The sequence below is a fragment of the Streptomyces sp. NPDC006296 genome (assembly GCF_040613235.1).
In the GTDB taxonomy this organism is placed as follows: Bacteria; Actinomycetota; Actinomycetes; order Streptomycetales; family Streptomycetaceae; genus Streptomyces.
Window position 1 is genome coordinate 44,263 of record NZ_JBEXRT010000008.1, and the last position, 17,459, is coordinate 61,721.

At 72.7% G+C, this 17,459-nt stretch carries 14 protein-coding genes; 7 read left to right on the forward strand and 7 right to left on the reverse strand.

Annotated features, from left to right (window positions below; translation table 11 throughout):
• Positions 1 to 181: 181 nt before the first annotated feature.
• Positions 182 to 769: a hypothetical protein gene (locus ABZ172_RS07810; protein ID WP_356881269.1), complete on the reverse strand. Its 588-nt coding sequence runs from the start codon at positions 767 to 769 to the stop codon at positions 182 to 184.
• A 189-nt stretch (positions 770 to 958) separates the two neighbouring features.
• Positions 959 to 1,369 carry an NAD(+)--rifampin ADP-ribosyltransferase gene (gene arr / locus ABZ172_RS07815; RefSeq protein ID WP_356881271.1) on the reverse strand — a complete coding sequence of 137 codons (411 nt, stop codon included), beginning with the start codon at positions 1,367 to 1,369 and terminating at the stop codon, positions 959 to 961.
• A gap of 391 nt (positions 1,370 to 1,760) precedes the next feature.
• Here arr and ABZ172_RS07820 point away from each other — a divergent pair, with 391 nt between their 5' ends.
• On the forward strand, positions 1,761 to 2,132 hold the full coding sequence (locus ABZ172_RS07820; RefSeq protein WP_356881273.1) for a MerR family transcriptional regulator: 372 nt from the start codon (positions 1,761 to 1,763) through the stop codon (positions 2,130 to 2,132).
• 317 nt (positions 2,133 to 2,449) lie between these two features.
• Positions 2,450 to 5,044 (forward strand): glycoside hydrolase family 9 protein, encoded by a 2,595-nt coding sequence (locus ABZ172_RS07825; RefSeq protein ID WP_356881275.1) that lies wholly within the window; start codon positions 2,450 to 2,452, stop codon positions 5,042 to 5,044.
• Positions 5,045 to 5,234: 190 nt separating this feature from the next.
• Here the strand turns inward: ABZ172_RS07825 and ABZ172_RS07830 are convergent, their stop codons facing one another.
• Positions 5,235 to 6,368 carry an FUSC family protein gene (locus ABZ172_RS07830; protein WP_356881277.1) on the reverse strand — a complete coding sequence of 378 codons (1,134 nt, stop codon included), beginning with the start codon at positions 6,366 to 6,368 and terminating at the stop codon, positions 5,235 to 5,237.
• A gap of 349 nt (positions 6,369 to 6,717) precedes the next feature.
• On the opposite strand from ABZ172_RS07830, the gene ABZ172_RS07835 reads away from it, so the two are divergent.
• On the forward strand, positions 6,718 to 7,242 hold the full coding sequence (locus tag ABZ172_RS07835; protein WP_356881279.1) for an O-acetyl-ADP-ribose deacetylase: 525 nt from the start codon (positions 6,718 to 6,720) through the stop codon (positions 7,240 to 7,242).
• Positions 7,243 to 7,373: 131 nt separating this feature from the next.
• On the opposite strand, the gene ABZ172_RS07840 is transcribed toward ABZ172_RS07835, so the two are convergent.
• The gene (locus ABZ172_RS07840) at positions 7,374 to 8,012 is read right to left on the reverse strand and encodes a class I SAM-dependent methyltransferase (protein WP_356881281.1); all 639 of its coding nucleotides are present in this window, start codon (positions 8,010 to 8,012) and stop codon (positions 7,374 to 7,376) included.
• A 358-nt stretch (positions 8,013 to 8,370) separates the two neighbouring features.
• On the opposite strand from ABZ172_RS07840, the gene ABZ172_RS07845 reads away from it, so the two are divergent.
• From ABZ172_RS07845 to ABZ172_RS07860, 4 genes are all read left to right on the forward strand, one after another.
• Complete coding sequence (locus tag ABZ172_RS07845) at positions 8,371 to 9,108, forward strand: translation initiation factor IF-2 (RefSeq protein ID WP_356881283.1); 738 nt, start codon at positions 8,371 to 8,373, stop codon at positions 9,106 to 9,108.
• Between the two features lie 314 nt (positions 9,109 to 9,422).
• The gene (gene argB / locus ABZ172_RS07850) at positions 9,423 to 10,331 is read left to right on the forward strand and encodes an acetylglutamate kinase (protein ID WP_356881285.1); all 909 of its coding nucleotides are present in this window, start codon (positions 9,423 to 9,425) and stop codon (positions 10,329 to 10,331) included.
• A 360-nt stretch (positions 10,332 to 10,691) separates the two neighbouring features.
• The gene (gene proP, locus ABZ172_RS07855) at positions 10,692 to 12,197 is read left to right on the forward strand and encodes a glycine betaine/L-proline transporter ProP (protein WP_356881287.1); all 1,506 of its coding nucleotides are present in this window, start codon (positions 10,692 to 10,694) and stop codon (positions 12,195 to 12,197) included.
• Between the two features lie 177 nt (positions 12,198 to 12,374).
• A complete protein-coding gene (locus ABZ172_RS07860) occupies positions 12,375 to 13,097 on the forward strand; it encodes a DedA family protein (protein WP_356881289.1) in 723 nt (240 codons plus the stop codon).
• Between the two features lie 84 nt (positions 13,098 to 13,181).
• Here the strand turns inward: ABZ172_RS07860 and ABZ172_RS07865 are convergent, their stop codons facing one another.
• From ABZ172_RS07865 to ABZ172_RS07875, 3 genes are all read right to left on the reverse strand, one after another.
• A complete protein-coding gene (locus ABZ172_RS07865) occupies positions 13,182 to 14,420 on the reverse strand; it encodes a SpoIIE family protein phosphatase (RefSeq protein WP_356881291.1) in 1,239 nt (412 codons plus the stop codon).
• Between the two features lie 279 nt (positions 14,421 to 14,699).
• Complete coding sequence (locus ABZ172_RS07870; RefSeq protein WP_356881539.1) at positions 14,700 to 16,130, reverse strand: glycoside hydrolase family 43 protein; 1,431 nt, start codon at positions 16,128 to 16,130, stop codon at positions 14,700 to 14,702.
• 377 nt (positions 16,131 to 16,507) lie between these two features.
• Complete coding sequence (locus ABZ172_RS07875; RefSeq protein ID WP_356881293.1) at positions 16,508 to 17,404, reverse strand: LysR family transcriptional regulator; 897 nt, start codon at positions 17,402 to 17,404, stop codon at positions 16,508 to 16,510.
• Positions 17,405 to 17,459: the final 55 nt, after the last annotated feature.

Here is a 17,459-nt window from a genome sequence, read left to right on the forward strand (position 1 = left end):
ACGGCAGGACGCGGGCAGCTGCATCCTCTCCGAGCGCGGCCGGTCGACATGACCTCGCCGTATGCCCGTCGGGCCGGCACGTGCGTGGCCGCCGGGGAAGCCCGCCCGGCCGGGCCGCGCGAGCCGCTGCGGACCGAGGCCGCCTGCGCCGTCACCGCATCCCGGGAGTCAGGGCGACGGCTCAGGCCTCGCCGAAATCGCGGCGCACGGCCTCATGCTGCGTGCACTCCGGGGTGGCCGGGGAGGGGATCCTGTCGGTCACGCCGAGATCGCGGCGCATGGACTCCCTCATGGTGTCGATCAGGGCCCAGAGCGAATGCTGCGCCTCAGCCGCCGATCGCAGGGTCTCGCCCGGGCGGGGATTCCCCTGCTCCATGCGCTTGACCTGTCCGTAGACCGAGTTCAGTGCCTCGTTCAGGGCGTGGGCCGGAGGGATCACGCTGTCGGAGGCGATCATCAGCGCCTCGGACCAGCGGTCCCGGTAGGTGCCCTTGGCTTCTTCCAGGGCCTGAGCGTCCTCGGCCTCCGCCGCGCGGTCCCGCAGGACGTACAGGTGGCGACTGAGTGCGGTGGAGAAGTGCCGCGCGTCCCTGTGCAGCTCCGTGTAGCAGGTGCGCCGCAGCACGCGCTGCTCGCGGACCTCCTCGAACGCACGGGTGTTCCGCAGTTCGCGCCGCTTGGCCCGGTCTGCGCCGCGCTGGGTGAGCAGCGCGCCTCCGAGCGTTCCCCCGACACCGGCGACCGCGATCAGTACCGCACCAACATCCATCCGATCACCCTAACGACCCTTCACCCAGGTGGCGTTGGGCCTCGACCGAAAACGGACGCTGGACCGCGGACACGGACAGGGACCGTGTGAACGGGCGGTGCGGCGTCTCGAGAGGTGCGGGACCGTGCCCGGCAGGCGCGGTCAGCGGGTACGGACCCGGCTCCACCGGGGACCGGCCGACCCGGGTCGTCAGTTGATGATTTCGGCCCGGCTGTCCAGGCGCATCGCGGCCAGCCGGTCCCGCCACATCTGGAGGGCTTCGGGGGTCTGTCGCACCCAGTCCGTCACTTCGCCCACGATCCGGAGCGCTCCACCGCTGCGGTAGGAACGGGTGGGGTTGCCGGGAAACTTCTTGTCGGTGACGTTGGGGTCGTTCTCGAACTCCGCGGTCGGTTCGACGCGATACACCCGTGGGGCGCCGTCGCCCGCGGCCAGTTCGGCGGCGAGACCCGCACCGTCGCGCAAGGCGGTGAAGTAGATGTGGTTCATCACGACTTCGGGCCGGTAGTTGGAGCGGAATCCGGCGGTGAGAAGATCGCCGACCTGCAGATCGGCCTTCGTACCGTGGTAGAAGGGCCCCTCGTCCACTGCCTCGCTCATCGGCACAGATTAGCAAAGCGGGCGGTCGTGACAGCGAGCCGCGCGAGCCGCGCCGGCCGCCCTGCCCGGGTGACGCGGTCCCCGGACCAGGCGTCCCACGTCAGGAGGGGGAGTGCGGCCGGTGGGCGTCCGCTTCTCCCCCCGACGCGTTCCGCGAAGGTGGCGAAGCTCGGCCCCACGCACGGCTGCGGCACGCGGACCGGCCCGGGGCCGCCGGCGAGGGAGTCGGCGCCCAGGGGATCACTCCGCCGTGGCCGTTCCCGTCGGCCTTGCCCGCCGGCCGTCCGGAAGGTAAGAGTTGACGTTGACGTGAAAGGCAGACCCGGCAGCCATCGGGACGGCCGGGCAGCGGGCCGGGATGCGGTTCCCGGCGCAGAGGGAGAGTGACGGGATGCGCATCGGTGAGGTGGCGTCCGCCGCGGGGGTCAGCACGCGGGCGATGCGTTACTACGAGCAGCAGCAGCTGATCGTGTCGAGCCGCAGCTCGGGCGGGCAGCGGCTGTACACCCCGGACACGGTCGAGCGGGTGCGATGGATCCAGCTCCTCTACTCCGCCGGGCTGAACAGCAGGACGATCGTGGAGTTCCTGCCGTGCCTGCACACGGGAGTCGCGGGGCCGGAGATGATCGCCCGGCTGCGCGCGGAGCGGGAGCGCCTCGACGAGCGCATACAGGACCTCGCCGCCACACGAGTCCGGCTGGACGCCGTCCTGGCCGCCACCGAGCACGGCGCCTCCTCGTCGGCCTGCACGGCCGAGGTCTAGCGAGGACGGGCCGGCGGTCGACCCGCGACGGCTCTCACCCGGCCCACGACGCCCCGTGCCCGGCCCACGACGGCACTCGGCGGTCGCAGGCACGGCCCGGCTGCCCGAACAGGCCGGCCGGAGCGGCAACGACACCACACCTGTCATGACCCTGGCGAAACAAGCCGCTCGCCCCCACAATGCCTTTGGGAGCGCTCCCACACGTCGTGGTGTCACTCCTCCACGCCCATCGCGTCCGTCGACGAGAGGTCCTCCCGGTGCATGTCTCACCCTTACGCGCCCGGCCCGTCCGCATCCGTCCCCGGTACGGGCGACGCGTGTCCAGAGCGTCAGCCGCCGCGCTGCTGTTCGCCGCGGCGCTGACGGTGCACGGCACGACCGCCGCCCTGGCGGTCGACCCCGGAGCCGAGCAGATCAGCAATGGCGACTTCACCGCCGGGACCGCCCCGTGGTGGTGGACGGCGAACGCCCCGGCGGCCGTGTCGGAGGGCCGGCTGTGCGCGGAGGTTCCCGCCGGCACGACGAACGCCTGGGACGTCATCGTCGGCCAGAACGACGTCCCGATCGTCGCGGGCGAGAGCTACGCGCTCTCCTACCGGGCCAGTTCGTCCGTGCCGCTGACCGTGCAGACCCGCGTCCAGGAGGCGGTCGAGCCGTACACGACGGCCCTGGCGACCGCGGACCCGGTGGGCTCCGAGGCCACCGAGGTCACCCGCACGTTCACCGCCCCGGTCGATCTCCCCTCGGCGTCCTTCCAGTTGCAGATCGGTGGTGGTGAGCGGGCGACGACGTTCTGCCTGGACGACGTGTCGCTGCGCGGCGGCGCCGAACCACCCGTGTACGTACCGGACACCGGGTCGCCCGTCCGCGTCAACCAGGTCGGTTACCTGCCGCACGGCCCCAAGCGCGGCACCGTGGTCACCGACGCCGACACCCCGCTGACGTGGACGGTGAGGGCAGGGGACGGCTCGACGGCGGCCGGCGGTACCACCGTCCCGCGGGGCGAGGACCCCAGCTCCCGGCAGCGGGTCCACACCTTCGACTTCGGCGGCCTGACCACCGCGGGCGACGGCTACACAGTCGAGATCGACGGCGGGACCAGCGAGCCGTTCTCGATCCGCGGGGACCTGTACGACGGGCTGCGCTCCGACGCGCTGGCGTACTTCTACCACAACCGCAGCGGCACTCCGATCGAGGCGGACCTCGTCGGTGAGGAGTACGCGCGCCCGGCCGGACACATCGGTGTCGCGCCCAACAGGGGCGACACGGACGTCCCCTGCCGGCCCGGTGTCTGCGACTACCGGCTGGACGTGTCGGGCGGCTGGTACGACGCGGGTGACCACGGGAAGTACGTGGTCAACGGCGGCATCTCGGTGGCCCAGCTGATGTCCACGTACGAACGCACCCTGACCGCCCCGGACGCCGAGTCGGCGGAGCTCGGCGACGGCGCGCTGCGGGTGCCCGAACGCGGCAACGGGGTGCCGGACATCCTGGACGAGGCGCGCTGGGAGATGGATTTCCTGATCCGGATGCAGGTACCGGCCGGTGAGCCCCTGGCGGGGATGGCGCACCACAAGATGCACGACGCCCAGTGGACGGGGCTGCCGATGAAGCCCCATCTCGATCCCCAGCAGCGCGAGTTGCACGCGCCGTCGACGGCCGCCACGCTGAACCTCGCCGCCACGGCCGCGCAGTGCGCCCGGCTCTACGCCCCCTTCGACAAGGACTTCGCGGACCGCTGCCTGCGGACCGCCGAGACCGCGTGGGCCGCGGCGGAGCAGCACCCGGACGTGTACGCCGATCCGGGCGACGGCACGGGCGGCGGCGCGTACGGCGACGACGACGTCAGGGACGAGTTCTACTGGGCGGCCGCCGAGCTGTTCACCACGACGGGCAAGGACACCTACCACCGGGCCGTGCTCTCCTCCGCGCTGCACGGTGACACCGACGCGGTCTTCCCGGCGGGGGGTGGCATCGCGTGGGGCTCCACCGGAGGACTGGGTGTGCTCACCCTGGCCACCGTGCCGAACGGTCTGACCCCGGCGCAGCTCGGCGAGGTGCGTTCCGTCGTCACCGCGGGCGCCGACCGCTATGCCGCACAGTCCCGCGCGCAGGTGTACGGACTCCCCTACGCGCCCGGGGGCGAGGACTACGTCTGGGGTTCCAACAGCCAGGTGCTCAACAACATGATCGTGCTGGCCACGGCCCACGACCTGACGGGCGGGGCCGCCTACCAGGACGCGGTGCTGAGCGGCATCGACTACCTGCTCGGCCGCAATCCGCTCAATCAGTCGTACGTCACCGGCTACGGCGAGCGGGACTCCCGCAACCAGCACCACCGCTTCTGGGCCCGTCAGTACGACGCCGCCCTGCCGAACCCGGCTCCCGGCTCGCTGGCGGGCGGGCCCAACCGTACAGCGGCGGCCTCGGGCGACCCGGTCGCGGCGGAGAAGCTGAGCGGCTGCGCCCCGGCCATGTGCTACGTCGACGACATCGGCTCCTGGGCGACCAACGAGATCACCGTCAACTGGAACGCTCCCCTGGCCTTCATCGCCTCCTACCTGGACGACGCGGGCGCGGGTGAACCGGCGGGCCCGGCGCGTTCGTGCAGGGTCACCTACACCTCACACCCGTGGAGCAGCGGTTCGACGGTGACGGTCCGCGTCGAGAACACCGGCACGGAGCCGGTCTCGCCGTGGTCGCTGACCTGGCTGCTCTCCGGCGACCAGCGGCTGAGCCACACCTGGAGCGCGGAGTTCTTGCAGTCCGGCCGTACGGTCAGCGCCGAGCCGCTGTCCTGGAACCGGACCCTGGCCCCGGGGACGGCCGTCGACTTCGGTTTCAACACCACCTCCGCGGGCCCTGCGCCGGATCCGGGAGCGTTCAAGCTGAACGGCCGCGCCTGCCGGTGACCGCCGGGGCGGGCCCGGGTGCGGCCGGCACCGGGGCGCCGCCGGACCCCTCGGTGGACCCACGCGGGTCCGCCGGGGCGGGCCCTTCCGTGGCGCGACGGGGAACGTCCGACGGGCAGGGCGGGACCGCGGAAAGGGAAGCGGGCGACGGCCCGGTCGTCGCTCAGCGCCCAGGGGATCGGCGAACCGGTCAGGCCGACTGCGACGGGGCCCGGGCGGTGTGCTCGGCGAGCAGCTGGGCGAGCAGCATCACGAGCACCCCGGCCCCCACGCCGCACAGGGTCCACAGCACCCGGTAGCCCTCGGCTGCATGGTGGGAGGGCTGCGGGAGGTCCACCAGGACGAGCACTCCGGCGGCCACGGCCGCGCTGCAGAGCGCGTAGTTCCAGAAGCGGATCGCCACGGCGTGCATCAGCAGGAAGAGCGCGACCACGCCGAGTGCGCGGTCCACCGAGAGCAGCCTGAGCCCGTGTTCGCCGGAGGGCAGGAGCAGCAGCAGCGCAGCGGCGACGGCGCCGATCAGTGCTCCGGCAAGACGCTGTGCGGCCACGCGTGTGCTCTGCTCCAGACTCGGCTTCATCGCGACGACGGCCGCAACCGGCAGCCAGTAGCCGTGCGAGAGGTCCAGCCCGAAGGCCGCTGCGGTGGTGCCGGCCATGACCAGGGCGCGGATCAGCACGAACACGATCACCGGCCGGGTCAGCTTCCGGTGCCCGGTGTCACCGGGGATCTCCGCGACCGGCCGGGGCCGTTCCTGGCGGCCACGGATCAGGCGGCCGGCGAGGACCAGCGCGATCCACAGCGCCGATCCTCCGGTCCAGGCGAGCACCTGGGCCCAGGTCTCGCTCGTCAGCAGGGGATGGCGGTGGAGGCCGGACGCCACTCCGAGGGTGACGATCAGCCAGATGTTGAGCAGCAGGGCGGCCACGAACCTGTGTACGCCGAACACGATCGTCAGGCCGGTGGCCAGGGTGACCGCGAAGGCGGCGAGGACCAGCCAGCCCCAGGCGGCTCCGCCGATACCGAAGCCCAGGGCGGTCACGCCCGCGCCGGCCAGCCCGAACACGGCGATGTGCGAAGCGCGGTGGCCGTAGCCGCCTCCCGGATCGGCCAGTGCCGCGAACAGCAAGCCGAACAGGGCGCTGATCAGGTACTGCTCGTGTCCGATCGTCCAGAAGACGACCAGCACCACCAACGCGGCGTCCGCGAACATGACCGCCCGGGGCCAGTTGATCCCCGTGGCGTCGAGCTCGAACACCTTCGCCAGCCGGCCGAGGGCCCTCGCTGTGCGCGTGCTCCGCCCCCGTGTGCGCTCACCGGCCATGGCCACCCTCGCCCGTCTCCGTCATGAGGTACGCCGCTCCCCGAACCGTGATCGGCAGCCGTGCCCGATCAGCCGTGCCGACACGCTCAGGGTGGCGACCGCACCGACCGGAACACCTCATTGCGCCGAAGGCGGCATGTCGCACATCATCGGACTCCCCGCACCTCCGAACGGTCCGTGGACCGCTGTCCGGTGTCCCGCCCGGAGACCGCGTCGGCGGGACGGCGCGGATCAGCGGCGCAGGAGGTGACGCGTCGGACGGGCGCAGGCCGCGTCCTCGATGGTCCCCCGTGTCCGGGCGACGGTGTCCCACCGGGTTCCGTCCCGTGCCGGGCGGGAGGATGGCCGTATGACGACACGACCGACGATCGTCCTCGTACGCGGGGACATCACCGAGCAGCACGCCGATGTCCTGGTCAACGCCGCCAACTCCTCGCTCCTCGGCGGCGGAGGCGTGGACGGCGCGATCCACCGGCGCGGCGGCCCCGAGATCCTCTCCGCCTGCCGTGACCTGCGGGCCTCGCACTACGGCAAGGGACTTCCGACCGGACAGGCCGTGGCGACGACGGCCGGACGGCTGCACGCACGGCACGTGGTGCACACGGTGGGGCCGGTCTGGTCACCCACGCAGGACCGTTCCGCGTTGCTGGCCTCCTGCTACGAGGAGTCGCTGCGGGTGGCGGCGGAGCTGGGCGCCCGGACGGTCGCCTTCCCGGCGCTCTCCACGGGCGTCTACGGCTGGCCGCTCGACGACGGGGCCCGGATCGCCGTGCGGAGCGTGCGTGCGGCCGCGCGTCCTCCGGTCACCGAAGTCCGGTTCGTGCTCTTCGACGAGGAGGCGTACGCACGGTTCGACGAGGCGCTGGCGGCGTAGGCCGGGCGCCTCGGGCCCGTCCGCGGCGGGGCGGGGCTTCACCCGCCGTAAGGTCGCCGGTGGTACAGGACGGCCGTACGGGCGCCGGCGTCGCGGGGCCGGTACGCGGCTCACGGGGCGGGCCGCCGCGCTCACGGCCGGCCGGCCTCCGCCGGGCGGGAGTGCACGCTCACGGCGTAGCCGCATCCGTCCTCGTAGGGATCCCCGCCCCACGTGGCGTGGCGTTGCCGCAGGGTCAGGCCGGCGTCGGCGCACCAGCGGTCGAAGTCGGCGAGCGTCAGGGGCGGTTCGGGCAGTGGCAGGTGTGCGGCGTCCAGCCCCATGCCGGTGACCAGCAGACCGCCGGGCCGCAGGGCGGCGGCGAGGTGGCGGACGACCGTCGGTTCGGTGCCGGCGGCCAGCAGGGGGACGACGTTCCCGGCGGCGAGCACCAGGTCGAACGCCGACTCCAGGCCGAGGGCGTCCAGTCGGGCCAGGTCGCCGTGGAGCCACCGCTGTCCGGGGGCGTCCCGGCGCGCGACGTCGAGCATGGAGGAGTCAATGTCCACGCCGGTGCAGTGGTGGCCCAGTTCGGCGAGCCGGATCGCGATCCGGCCGGTGCCGCAGCCGGCGTCGAGGACCCGGGCCGCGGGCGGCAGCAGCGCGGCGCAGAACGTGGCCTCGCCGTGGACGTCCTGCCCCGATGCGGCGAGCCGCGCGAAGCGCTGAGCGTACTCCTCCCCCGCCCGGCCGCCGGTCAGTTCCGCCCAGCGGTCCTGGTGTCCCGTCATGTTCAGCGTGCCCTCCGGTCGGCCTCACCCCACGGGAGCGAGAAGGTGTCTTCGCAGTTCGGCGGTACCGGCCGCCGCCGCGCGGCACAGTGAACCGTGCGGGGCCGTCGAAGGCAAGCAGCGGCCCCACTCCCGTGGACGGGTGCCCTCTACCGTGCACGGCCCCCGCTCCCGTGGACGGCGGGCACGGCGCGGGGCACCGCCGGTGACCACCGGCCCTCGGTGGAGGCGCATGGGTGACCACCGGCCCTCGATGGAGGCGCATGCCGGATCGTCGTACCGCCTGAGTACGATCGCCTACGCCGGTCCGAGTACCAGAGGGGTTGTCCGCCGCGTGCGGCGCCGAGAGGGTGGATCCATGCGCCGAATACTGCTGCTCGCACCGCTGTTGCTGCTCACCGTCGGCTGCGGAACGGTCGTGCGGTCGTCCGCGGACGAGGCGACGGACTCCGCGCGGGAGGTGGCGCGGAAGGCGGGCGAGCGGCTCTACGGTCAGCGTCCGCGCACGGCGGAGGAGGTCGGGCGTTCCGCCGCCGGTCTCGACGGGGTGGAGGTGCTGCGGGTGACGGGGACCTCGACGCACGAGGGGGACGGCGTCGACGTGGTCGTCCGCACGTCCGGCACGGCGTACAACGGCTGGCTCGACCCTCAGGAGGTCGACGCGCAGCGCTGTTTCACCCTGCGGGTGTCCCCCGCGGCGGAGTGGGACGAGGACCCCGTCGACGTGGACTGTCCGGACGGCCCCGCCCTGACCTTCGCCCGGCCGTCCGCGCCTCCCCGGCTGCCGGCGGAGGAACTGCGCGCCGCGCTCCCCCAGGTGCCGGAAGACGGCGAGGCCGACGAGGCCGAGGTGCGCGGCGCCCTCGCCGGCCTGGACCTGCCTCCGTCGGTCCGTACCGAGGTGAAGACGGACGACGGGCGGATCGGAGTGATCCTGTCGGTGCAGGGCAACGGCTTCGACCCGCAGGACTGCGTGCTCGCCCGGGTCGGGCCCGGTGACACGGTGGTGTGGGTGCCGCCCACCGTGCAGCGGATGCCCGGAGAGGGCGGATGCACCGTCGGCAACGCCCTCGACCCCGCGGCCGTACCGCACTGACCGGCTCTCCGCCGCGGGATGCCGGCCTGCCCGCCCCGTCCGGTGGGCAGCCGAGCGACCGCTCCCGGTCCGTCCGTGCGGCCGCCGTACGGTGTTCGTGCGAACGTCACCCACGAACCATCAGTTAAGGTTAGCCTGACCTAAGTAACGATGAGTGGGGTTCTCCACGCCGCACGGCGGCCGGTGCACCGCGGATCCGACGGGGAGCCCTCCGCTTCGGCCCCGGCCGCACAACACGCCGGGGCCGTCGGAGTTCCGCCCTCACGGGGAGCCTCGCACCGGGCGAGCGCGTGATGAGCGGAACAGGGGCAGGGATGCAGTCACTCAGTGCCGTGCGGGCGGAGGCCCCGAGCGCAGCCGTCCGGGGTCCGCTTCCGGGGGACCGGCTGGAGCGGCTCCGGGGCACGGTCGTCGTGATCAAGTTCGGCGGAAACGCCATGGTGGACGAGCGGCTGGAGCGGTCCTTCGCACAGGACGTCGTGGCGCTGCGGCGTGCCGGTCTCCACCCGGTGGTCGTGCACGGCGGCGGTCCGCAGATCAGCACGATGCTCGAACGGCTCGGCCTGGAGGTGCGCTTCGAGGCGGGCCTGCGGGTGACGACCCCGGAGGTGATGGATGTCGTGCGGATGGTGCTGACCGGGCGGGTCCAGCGCGACCTGGTGGGTGCGATCAACGCGCACGGACCCTACGCGGTGGGCCTCTCGGGTGAGGACGCGCACACCATGACGGCCGTCCGGCGAACGGCCCGGGTGGACGGCCGGCCCGTGGACATCGGACTGGTCGGCGATGTCGTCGACGTGCGGACGGACACCGTCCGCACGCTTCTGGAGCAGGGCCGCGTTCCCGTCGTCTCCCCGGTGGCGCGCGGGACGGACGGGCAGGTCTACAACATCAACGCCGATCTGGCGGCGTCGGCCCTGGCGATCGCGCTCGACGCGGAGAAGCTGGTGGTGCTGACGGACGTGGAGGGGCTGTACGCGGACTGGCCGCACAGCACCGAGGTGATCCGGCGGATCACGGTCGAAGAGACCGAGAGGCTGCTGCCGGAGCTGACGAGCGGCATGCTCCCCAAGATGGACGGGTGTCTGCGGGCCGTCCGTGCCGGGGTCCGCAGCGCGCACATCCTGGACGGCCGTGTCCCCCACTCCGCGCTGCGCGGGATCGTTTCCGACGGCACCGTGGGAACCACCGTGGTCCGGGACCCGGCGGTCCGACCCGCCTGACCCCCTCCGGCACGGTCGCGGCACGGCACCGGTGCGTCTCCCGACGGGGAGCGGGCGGGGCGCGCGAGGCATCGGATCCCGCAGGCTCTACGGCGGGCGGGCCCGGGTGTCCGGGCGGGCGCACTCCGGCCGCGCCCTCCCTCGCCCGTACGGGTGGGCGGACTCACCCCTTCGGCACAGTCACACGGCGTTCCGGCGGCGGGGCGGAGAGGCTGGGCCGTGCCGGTGAGGACGGGAGCACGGCGCCGTGCGGTGCGGCAGACGATCAGTGCCGAAGCGGAGGGCAGGGCGTTCATGCCGGGACCGAAACGACCGTCGCGCGTCAACCGGCGCCGGGGTGACCGGGGAGCGACGGACCAGATGGTGCGGACGCTGCTGCGGCGTCGCAAGAAGGCCCTGGCCGCCGAGGACGTGACGGTCACCGATCCGCCGAAGGTGCGCCGCGCGGTGACGGCGGCGGCGCTCGGCAACACCATGGAATGGTTCGACTTCGGTGTCTACGCCTATCTCGCGGGCACCCTCGGCAAGGTCTTCTTCCCGTCGAGTTCGCCGGGCGCGCAGGTGGTCTCGACCTTCGCGACCTTCGCCGCGGCCTTCCTCGTCCGTCCCCTCGGCGGGTTGGTCTTCGGCCCGCTCGGTGACCGGGTGGGGCGTCAGAAGGTGCTGGCCGTCACCATGATCATGATGGCGGCGAGCACGTTCGCGGTCGGGTTCCTCCCCTCGTACGCCACGATCGGCTTCGCCGCCCCGCTGCTTCTGCTGGTGTGCCGTCTGGTGCAGGGCTTCTCCACCGGTGGCGAGTACGCGGGCGCCACGACCTACATCGCGGAGTACGCGCCGGACACGCGCCGCGGCTTCCTGGGGAGCTGGCTGGACTTCGGGACCTTCGTCGGCTATTCACTGGGCTCCGGCCTGGTCACCGTGCTGACCGCCGTGATCGGTACGGACGGCCTGACGGACTGGGGCTGGCGGATCCCGTTCTTCGTCGCGGGGCCACTGGGGCTGATCGGCCTCTACATGCGGCTGAAGCTGGAGGAGACCCCCGTCTTCCAGCGCGAGGAGGAGGCCCAGGCCGAAGCCCTGTCCGAAGGGGACCCGGTCGAGCAGGCGCGCCAGTCCGGCAAGGGCCGGCTCAAGGAGATCTTCACCCGGCACTGGCAGGCCGTGCTCATCTGCATGGGCCTGGTGCTGCTCTACAACGTCACCAACTACATGGTGACGTCCTATCTGCCGACGTACATGTCCGACACCCTCGGCGAACCGGAGACGACGTCGCAGCTCCTGGTCCTCGGGACGATGCTGCTCGTGGTGCTGACCATCACCACGGTCGGCAGGTCGTCGGACCGGTGGGGCCGCCGCCCGGTCTTCATGGCCGGGAGCGTGGCGCTCGTCGTGTGCGCGATCCCCGCCTTCCTGCTGATCCGGGAGGGCGGCATCCTGCTGCCGGCGATCGGGTGCGCCGTCCTCGGGCTGCTGCTGGTCTGCTTCGCCGGGACGTCGGCCTCGACGCTCCCGGCGCTGTTCCCGACACGCATCCGCTACGGAGCCCTGTCGATCGCCTTCAACATCTCCGTGTCGCTCTTCGGCGGCACCACCCCGCTGGTCACCTCCGCGCTCGTCGAGACGACGGGCGACGACATGATCCCGGCCTACTACCTGATGGTCGCCGGTGCGATCGGGCTCGTCTCCTCCCTCTTCCTGCACGAGACGGCGGGCAAGCCACTGCGCGGGTCGGGGCCCATGGTGGAGACCGCGGAGCAGGCCCGGGTGCTCGTCGCGCGCAGCAGGACCCGGGCGGGACGGCAGGCGCGGGACGTGTGGATCCGGATGCGGCATCCGTGGAGCCGTGACGGGAACAGGCGCTGACGGACCGGAAGGGCCGGGGGCGGACCGGAAGGGCCGGGGGCGGACCGGAAGGGCCGGGGGCGGACCGGAAGGGCCGGGGGCGGACCGGAAGGGCCGGGGGCGGACCGGAAGGGCCGGGGGGACCGGGAGCCGTCTCTCTTCAGGTTGGCTTCAGGTGGGATCGTTAGCGTGGATCGCATGATCGACAGCGGCGTGACGCGATGGGCGACCGACCTGATGAGCGCACTGGGGGCGCCGGGTGCGGGGCTGGCCATCGCGCTGGAGAACATCTTCCCGCCGCTGCCCAGTGAGGTGATCCTCCCGCTGGCCGGCTTCACCGCGGGGACCGGTGGGATGAGCCTCTGGGCCGCCCTGGTGTGGACGACCGCCGGATCGGTCGTCGGGGCACTCGCGCTGTACGGGATCGGCGCCGCCCTGGGCCGCGACCGCACCGTCCGGCTCGCGTCCAAGGTCCCGCTGGTCAAGGTCACGGACATCGAGAGGACGGAGGCGTGGTTCGAACGCCACGGCACCAAGGCGGTCTTCTTCGGGCGGATGATCCCGGTGTTCCGGAGCCTGATCTCCGTCCCGGCCGGCGTCGAGCGCATGCCCCTTCCGGTCTTCCTCGCGCTGACCACCCTGGGCAGCGCACTGTGGAACACGGCGTTCGTCCTGGCCGGGTACTTCCTGGGCGACCGGTGGGAGGTCGTCTCCGGATACGTCTCCACCTACTCCACGGTCGTCGTCACGGCGGCGGCCCTCGCCCTCCTCGTGTTCCTCGGGGTGCGGATCTCCCGGAGGTCCGGCACACGGGGGACGGACGAACAGGCATCGGCCGCGACCCGGACGGCGGAGGAACGCCCGGCGTACGGACATCCGCCCGCGCAGGAGGAATCACCGGCCGGCCAGGACCGGGGCTGAGGAGCCCGCGCCCGGGGTCCCCCGGGCCGGCCCTGAGCGCTCCGGGCCGTCGCCGGGCCCTCTCCCGCCTCCGGGGCCGCCTGCTCAGAGCCGGATGACGACGAGCGCGATGTCGTCGTCGGCGCCTCCTTCGACGCCGAGGCGGTCCAGCAGCACGTCGGCGAGTCGGTCGGGGGCGCGGCCGCCCTCCTGGGCGAGGGCGCGGGTCAGCCGGGCCAGGCTGACGTCGATGTCCTCGTCACGGCGCTCGATGAGGCCGTCGGTGTACATCACGAGCGTGTCGCCGGGGGTGTAGGACAGACCCGCCTGCGGGCGGGGCACGTGGTGGGGGCGGGCGCCCAGCGGCGGATCGGTCGCCTGGTCGAGCAGGTCGCAGGACCCGTCGGAGTGCCGGAGTACCGGCGGGGGGTGTCCTGCGCTGCTGTAGATGATCAGTTCGCTGCGGGTGTCGATGAGGACCTTGACCGCGGTGGCGGCCGTCGCGCCGTCCAGGGAGCGGGCGTAGAGGCCGAGGACCTCCAGCGCCTGGGCCGGGCTGGGGATGGCCCGGATGACCGCGCTCAGGGCGCTGCGGAGCATGCCCATGACCGCGGCGGCGTGCAGGCCGTGGCCGACCACGTCCCCGACCGCGGCTGCGTAGCGGTCCGGGGGCAGGTCGACGACGTCGTACCAGTCCCCGCAGACGTTCAGCGAGGTGGTCGCCGGCCGGTAGCGCACGGCGATGTTGTCGTCGTGGCGGTCCAGGTCGGGGACGGAGAGCATGGCTTCCTGCAGGGTGACGGCGACCTGCCGTTCCCGGGCGTGCGCGGACCGCAGTTGCTGGTTCAGCCGGTAGAGCTCGCCCGCCCGGGCGTACAGCTCGGCCGCCATGCCCTCCTCCCGCTCGGTGAACTCCTCGGTGAGCCGGCGGGCCCGGCGTGAGAGCGCGAAGTCCGTGACGTCCTCGGCTCGTTGGACGATCCACTTCACCGCGCCGTCGGCCCCGGCGATCGGCGTGTGGATCGCGGACCACCAGCGCTCCTCGAATCCGCCCGGCTGGTCGGGGGCGGGGATGTCGTACCGCTGCAGCACCAGGGTGTCCGGCTCCCCGCTCCTCAGCACGCGGCGCAGGGACGCCTTCAGGTTCTGCTCGGCGTCACCCGGCAGGCCCGGGCGCTCCGGCAGGGCGTCGAAGAAGTACTTCCCGACGAGTTCGGCTCTGGTCCGCCGGGTGGTGTGCAGGTAGGCCGCATTGACGTAGGTGATGTCGAGGTCCGTGTCGAGGATCAGATACGGACTCGGGGTGGCGTCGAAGAACGCGCCCAAGTCGATGTCCGCCGTCATCACACGCTCTCCGCGTCTGTGAGCGAGACTCCTTGCTCCTCCAATCTACGCGCGATCCGGTGTCCGGGCTCGGGCTCCGGGGCGGGACGCGGACGACGACCGCGCGGGACCGCCGCCGACCCGGTGGATCCCGGTGCGCGGCCGGGCACCGGGTCCTCGTCACCTTCCCTGCCACCGGGCTCGCCGCCGGTGGCACGGCACACCGGACGTCGCTCTCCTCCGTCCCCGGGCCCGGCCGGCGCGGGCGCGTACGGTCCCCCGCCGGACGGGCGCGGGAGGTCAGCCGGTGTAGACCTCGGCGCGGTCGATGCTGACGAACGAGGCGCCGGCCCGGTCGTTGTGTTCCCCGGTGACCCGGATCCTCAGGGTGTGCCGGCCGTGCGCGAGCACGGGGCTGAGGTAGTGCAGCGTCTCGCCGGTGCGCGGAGAGCCGTAGAGGTCCAGGCGCTGTTCCGGACCTCCGTCGACGCTCAGTGCGGCGATGCCGTTGCCGGTGTCGTGGACGGACAGCAGGGCGATACGGGTGCCGGTGAAGGTGTAGGTCGCGGTGTTGCCCGGAACGTCGCTCCAGTGGTCGTCGCCCCAGAAGCACTGGGTGGCGCATCCGGTACCGGAGTTCCAGGTGCCCGTGTAGGAGACGGTCCCGTCGCCGCTCGACCGCCCGTCGTCGTTGATCCAGTAGGCGCCCGGCCCGGGGTCCCCGGAGGGCAGGTCCTGGGTGGCTCCGAGAGCGACGGGGCGGCCGAAGTCGGGGCTGCCGTCGGCCTTCCAGGTGAACTTCTGCGCCCGGGTGGTGCGGTTGCTGTAGGTGGAGACGGACGTCGTCTTCGCGTGGTAGACGATCCAGTCCTCGGTGCCGTCCGGGGAGCGGAAGAACGCGTGGTGGCCGGGCCCGTAGACGCCCCGGTCGTCGGCCCGGGAGAACACCGGGCCCGGATGCTGCTTCCAGTTCCCGGGCACGAGGGGATCGGCGGCCGACGGCAGGGACAACATCTGGATCTGGTAGTCGGGCTTGCCGGTGTCGCAGGCGGAGTAGGTCATCCAGGTCCGGCCGTTCCGGTAGAGGAACTCGGGCCCCTCGCGGACCTCCGGGCACCCGCCTGCGCCGTCGATGGCGACGGCGTTGCCGGAGACGGTGTACGGGTTGGACATCGGGGCGAGGTTCAGGCCGTTGTGCTGGTACTGGTTGATCCCGCTGTAGGCCAGGTAGAGACGGCCGTTGTGCTGCAGGATGCCGGCGTCGATGGCGAAGTCGTTCGCGTGGTTGGGCGGCGCGAGCTTGGCCTTGAAGTGGTAGGGCCCGGTCGGGTCGTCCCGGTCGGACTCCAGGACGTACAGGCGGTGATGGTCGTCCACCCCGTCGTCGGCCGTGTAGTAGAGGTACCAGCGGTCTCCGAACCGGTAGAACTCCGGGGCCCAGATGTTGCGGTTCCGGGTGGTGTCGGAATCGGTCCAGACGGTGACCGGGTTCGCGGTGAGCAGCGTGCCCAGCGAGGGTGAGCGCCACATCCGGATGCTGTCGCCCTGGGTGGCGGTCAGGTAGTACATCCCGTTCCACTGCGTCATGAAGGGGTCGGGACCGGTGTTCAGCGGATTGCGGAACGTGCCGGAGGCGGCGGCCGGTGCCGCCGGAACCGTGCCGTCCGCGCCCGCCGTCGCCAGCGGCGCACCGCTCAGCAGGCCGGTCAGCAGGGCGAGGAGCGCGACCAGGACCGCGGACCAGCGGCGGAGGACCCGGGGGCGGGACGATGCGTGGGGGGGCGCGCATGGATGGCTCCTTAGGGCGGGAGAAGCTCGTTCCAGCTGGGAGGGCGCTGCACTATTACAACGATGTAACCGGGAGGAACACGGTAGGGAAGGCCGATGGCGGTGTCAACGGCGGGTGACGGGACGGATGCTCGGCCTCTCCCGGCGGGTGGCGGGCCGGATCGCCGGCCCGCGCCGGTGGGTGACCGCGGCGCAAGCACCCCCGAGGGGCGCGGAGTTACGGGAGCGGCGGGGTGACGGTCCTGCCGGGGACGGCAGGACCGGGCCCCTCCGCGCGGACCACCCGGTGTAGCTCTCGTACGGCCCAGGGGCGCGCGCGCTCAGCGGGTGGGGCCGTTCCCCTCCTCGCGGTACAGGTCGATGGCGAGGGCGACCGCGGCGTGGGTGGCCGGGTGCGCGTCCTGGCGGCGCCAGATGAGGTGGACGGGCACCGGCGCGGCGTCCCGCAGGGGTCGGTACGTGATGCCGTCCCGCCGGTACTGGGCGGCGGTGGCCTGGGGGGTGACGCCGACACAGCGGCCGGTGGCGATCGCGGCGAGCCAGTCGTCGATGTCGTGGATGTGCTCCACGGCGGGCCGCTCCGTGCCGGACCACAGATTCAGGGTGGTGGTCCCGGTGCGGCGGTCGATGACCAGGGTGCGGCCGGCGATCTCGTCGATACGGATGCTGCGGCGACGGGCCCAGGGGTCGTCGGAGGCCAGGGCGACGACGCGTCGTTCATGGCCGACGAGCGCGTGCGACCAGGGCCGGAGGTCGAGTGGGGCGCGGATGACGGCGAGGTCGCACAGCCCTTCGGCGAGCCCGCCGGTGGGGGCGTTCCGCCGGACGAGCCGGAGCTCCGTCCCGGGGTGGGCGTGGTGCCAGCGGCGTTGGAACTCGGTGGTGTGCCGGCCGAAGGCGGACCAGGCGTGGCCGAGGTGCAGACGGGCGTGCCCTGCCGCCGCCTCGGTGACGAGTTCCTCGGCGCCGGACAGCAGGAGCCGGGCGCGGGCGAGGACCTGCACTCCGGCGGGGGTGGGCGCGACGGCCCGACTGGTGCGGTGCAGCAGCCGCACACCGAGGATCCGTTCCAGGGCCAGCACGGTGCGGGAGACCGCGGCCTGCGAGACGCCCAGCGCGATCGCGGCGTCGGTGAAGCTGCCCGCGTCGACGACGGCGGTCAGGCACCGCAGGTGCTTCAGCTCCATCTCCGCGGAGAACCCTCGGCTCGTATCCATACGCTGAGCGTATCGACACCCGCACTGATGCATTTTGCGCATGGGCCGGGGACCC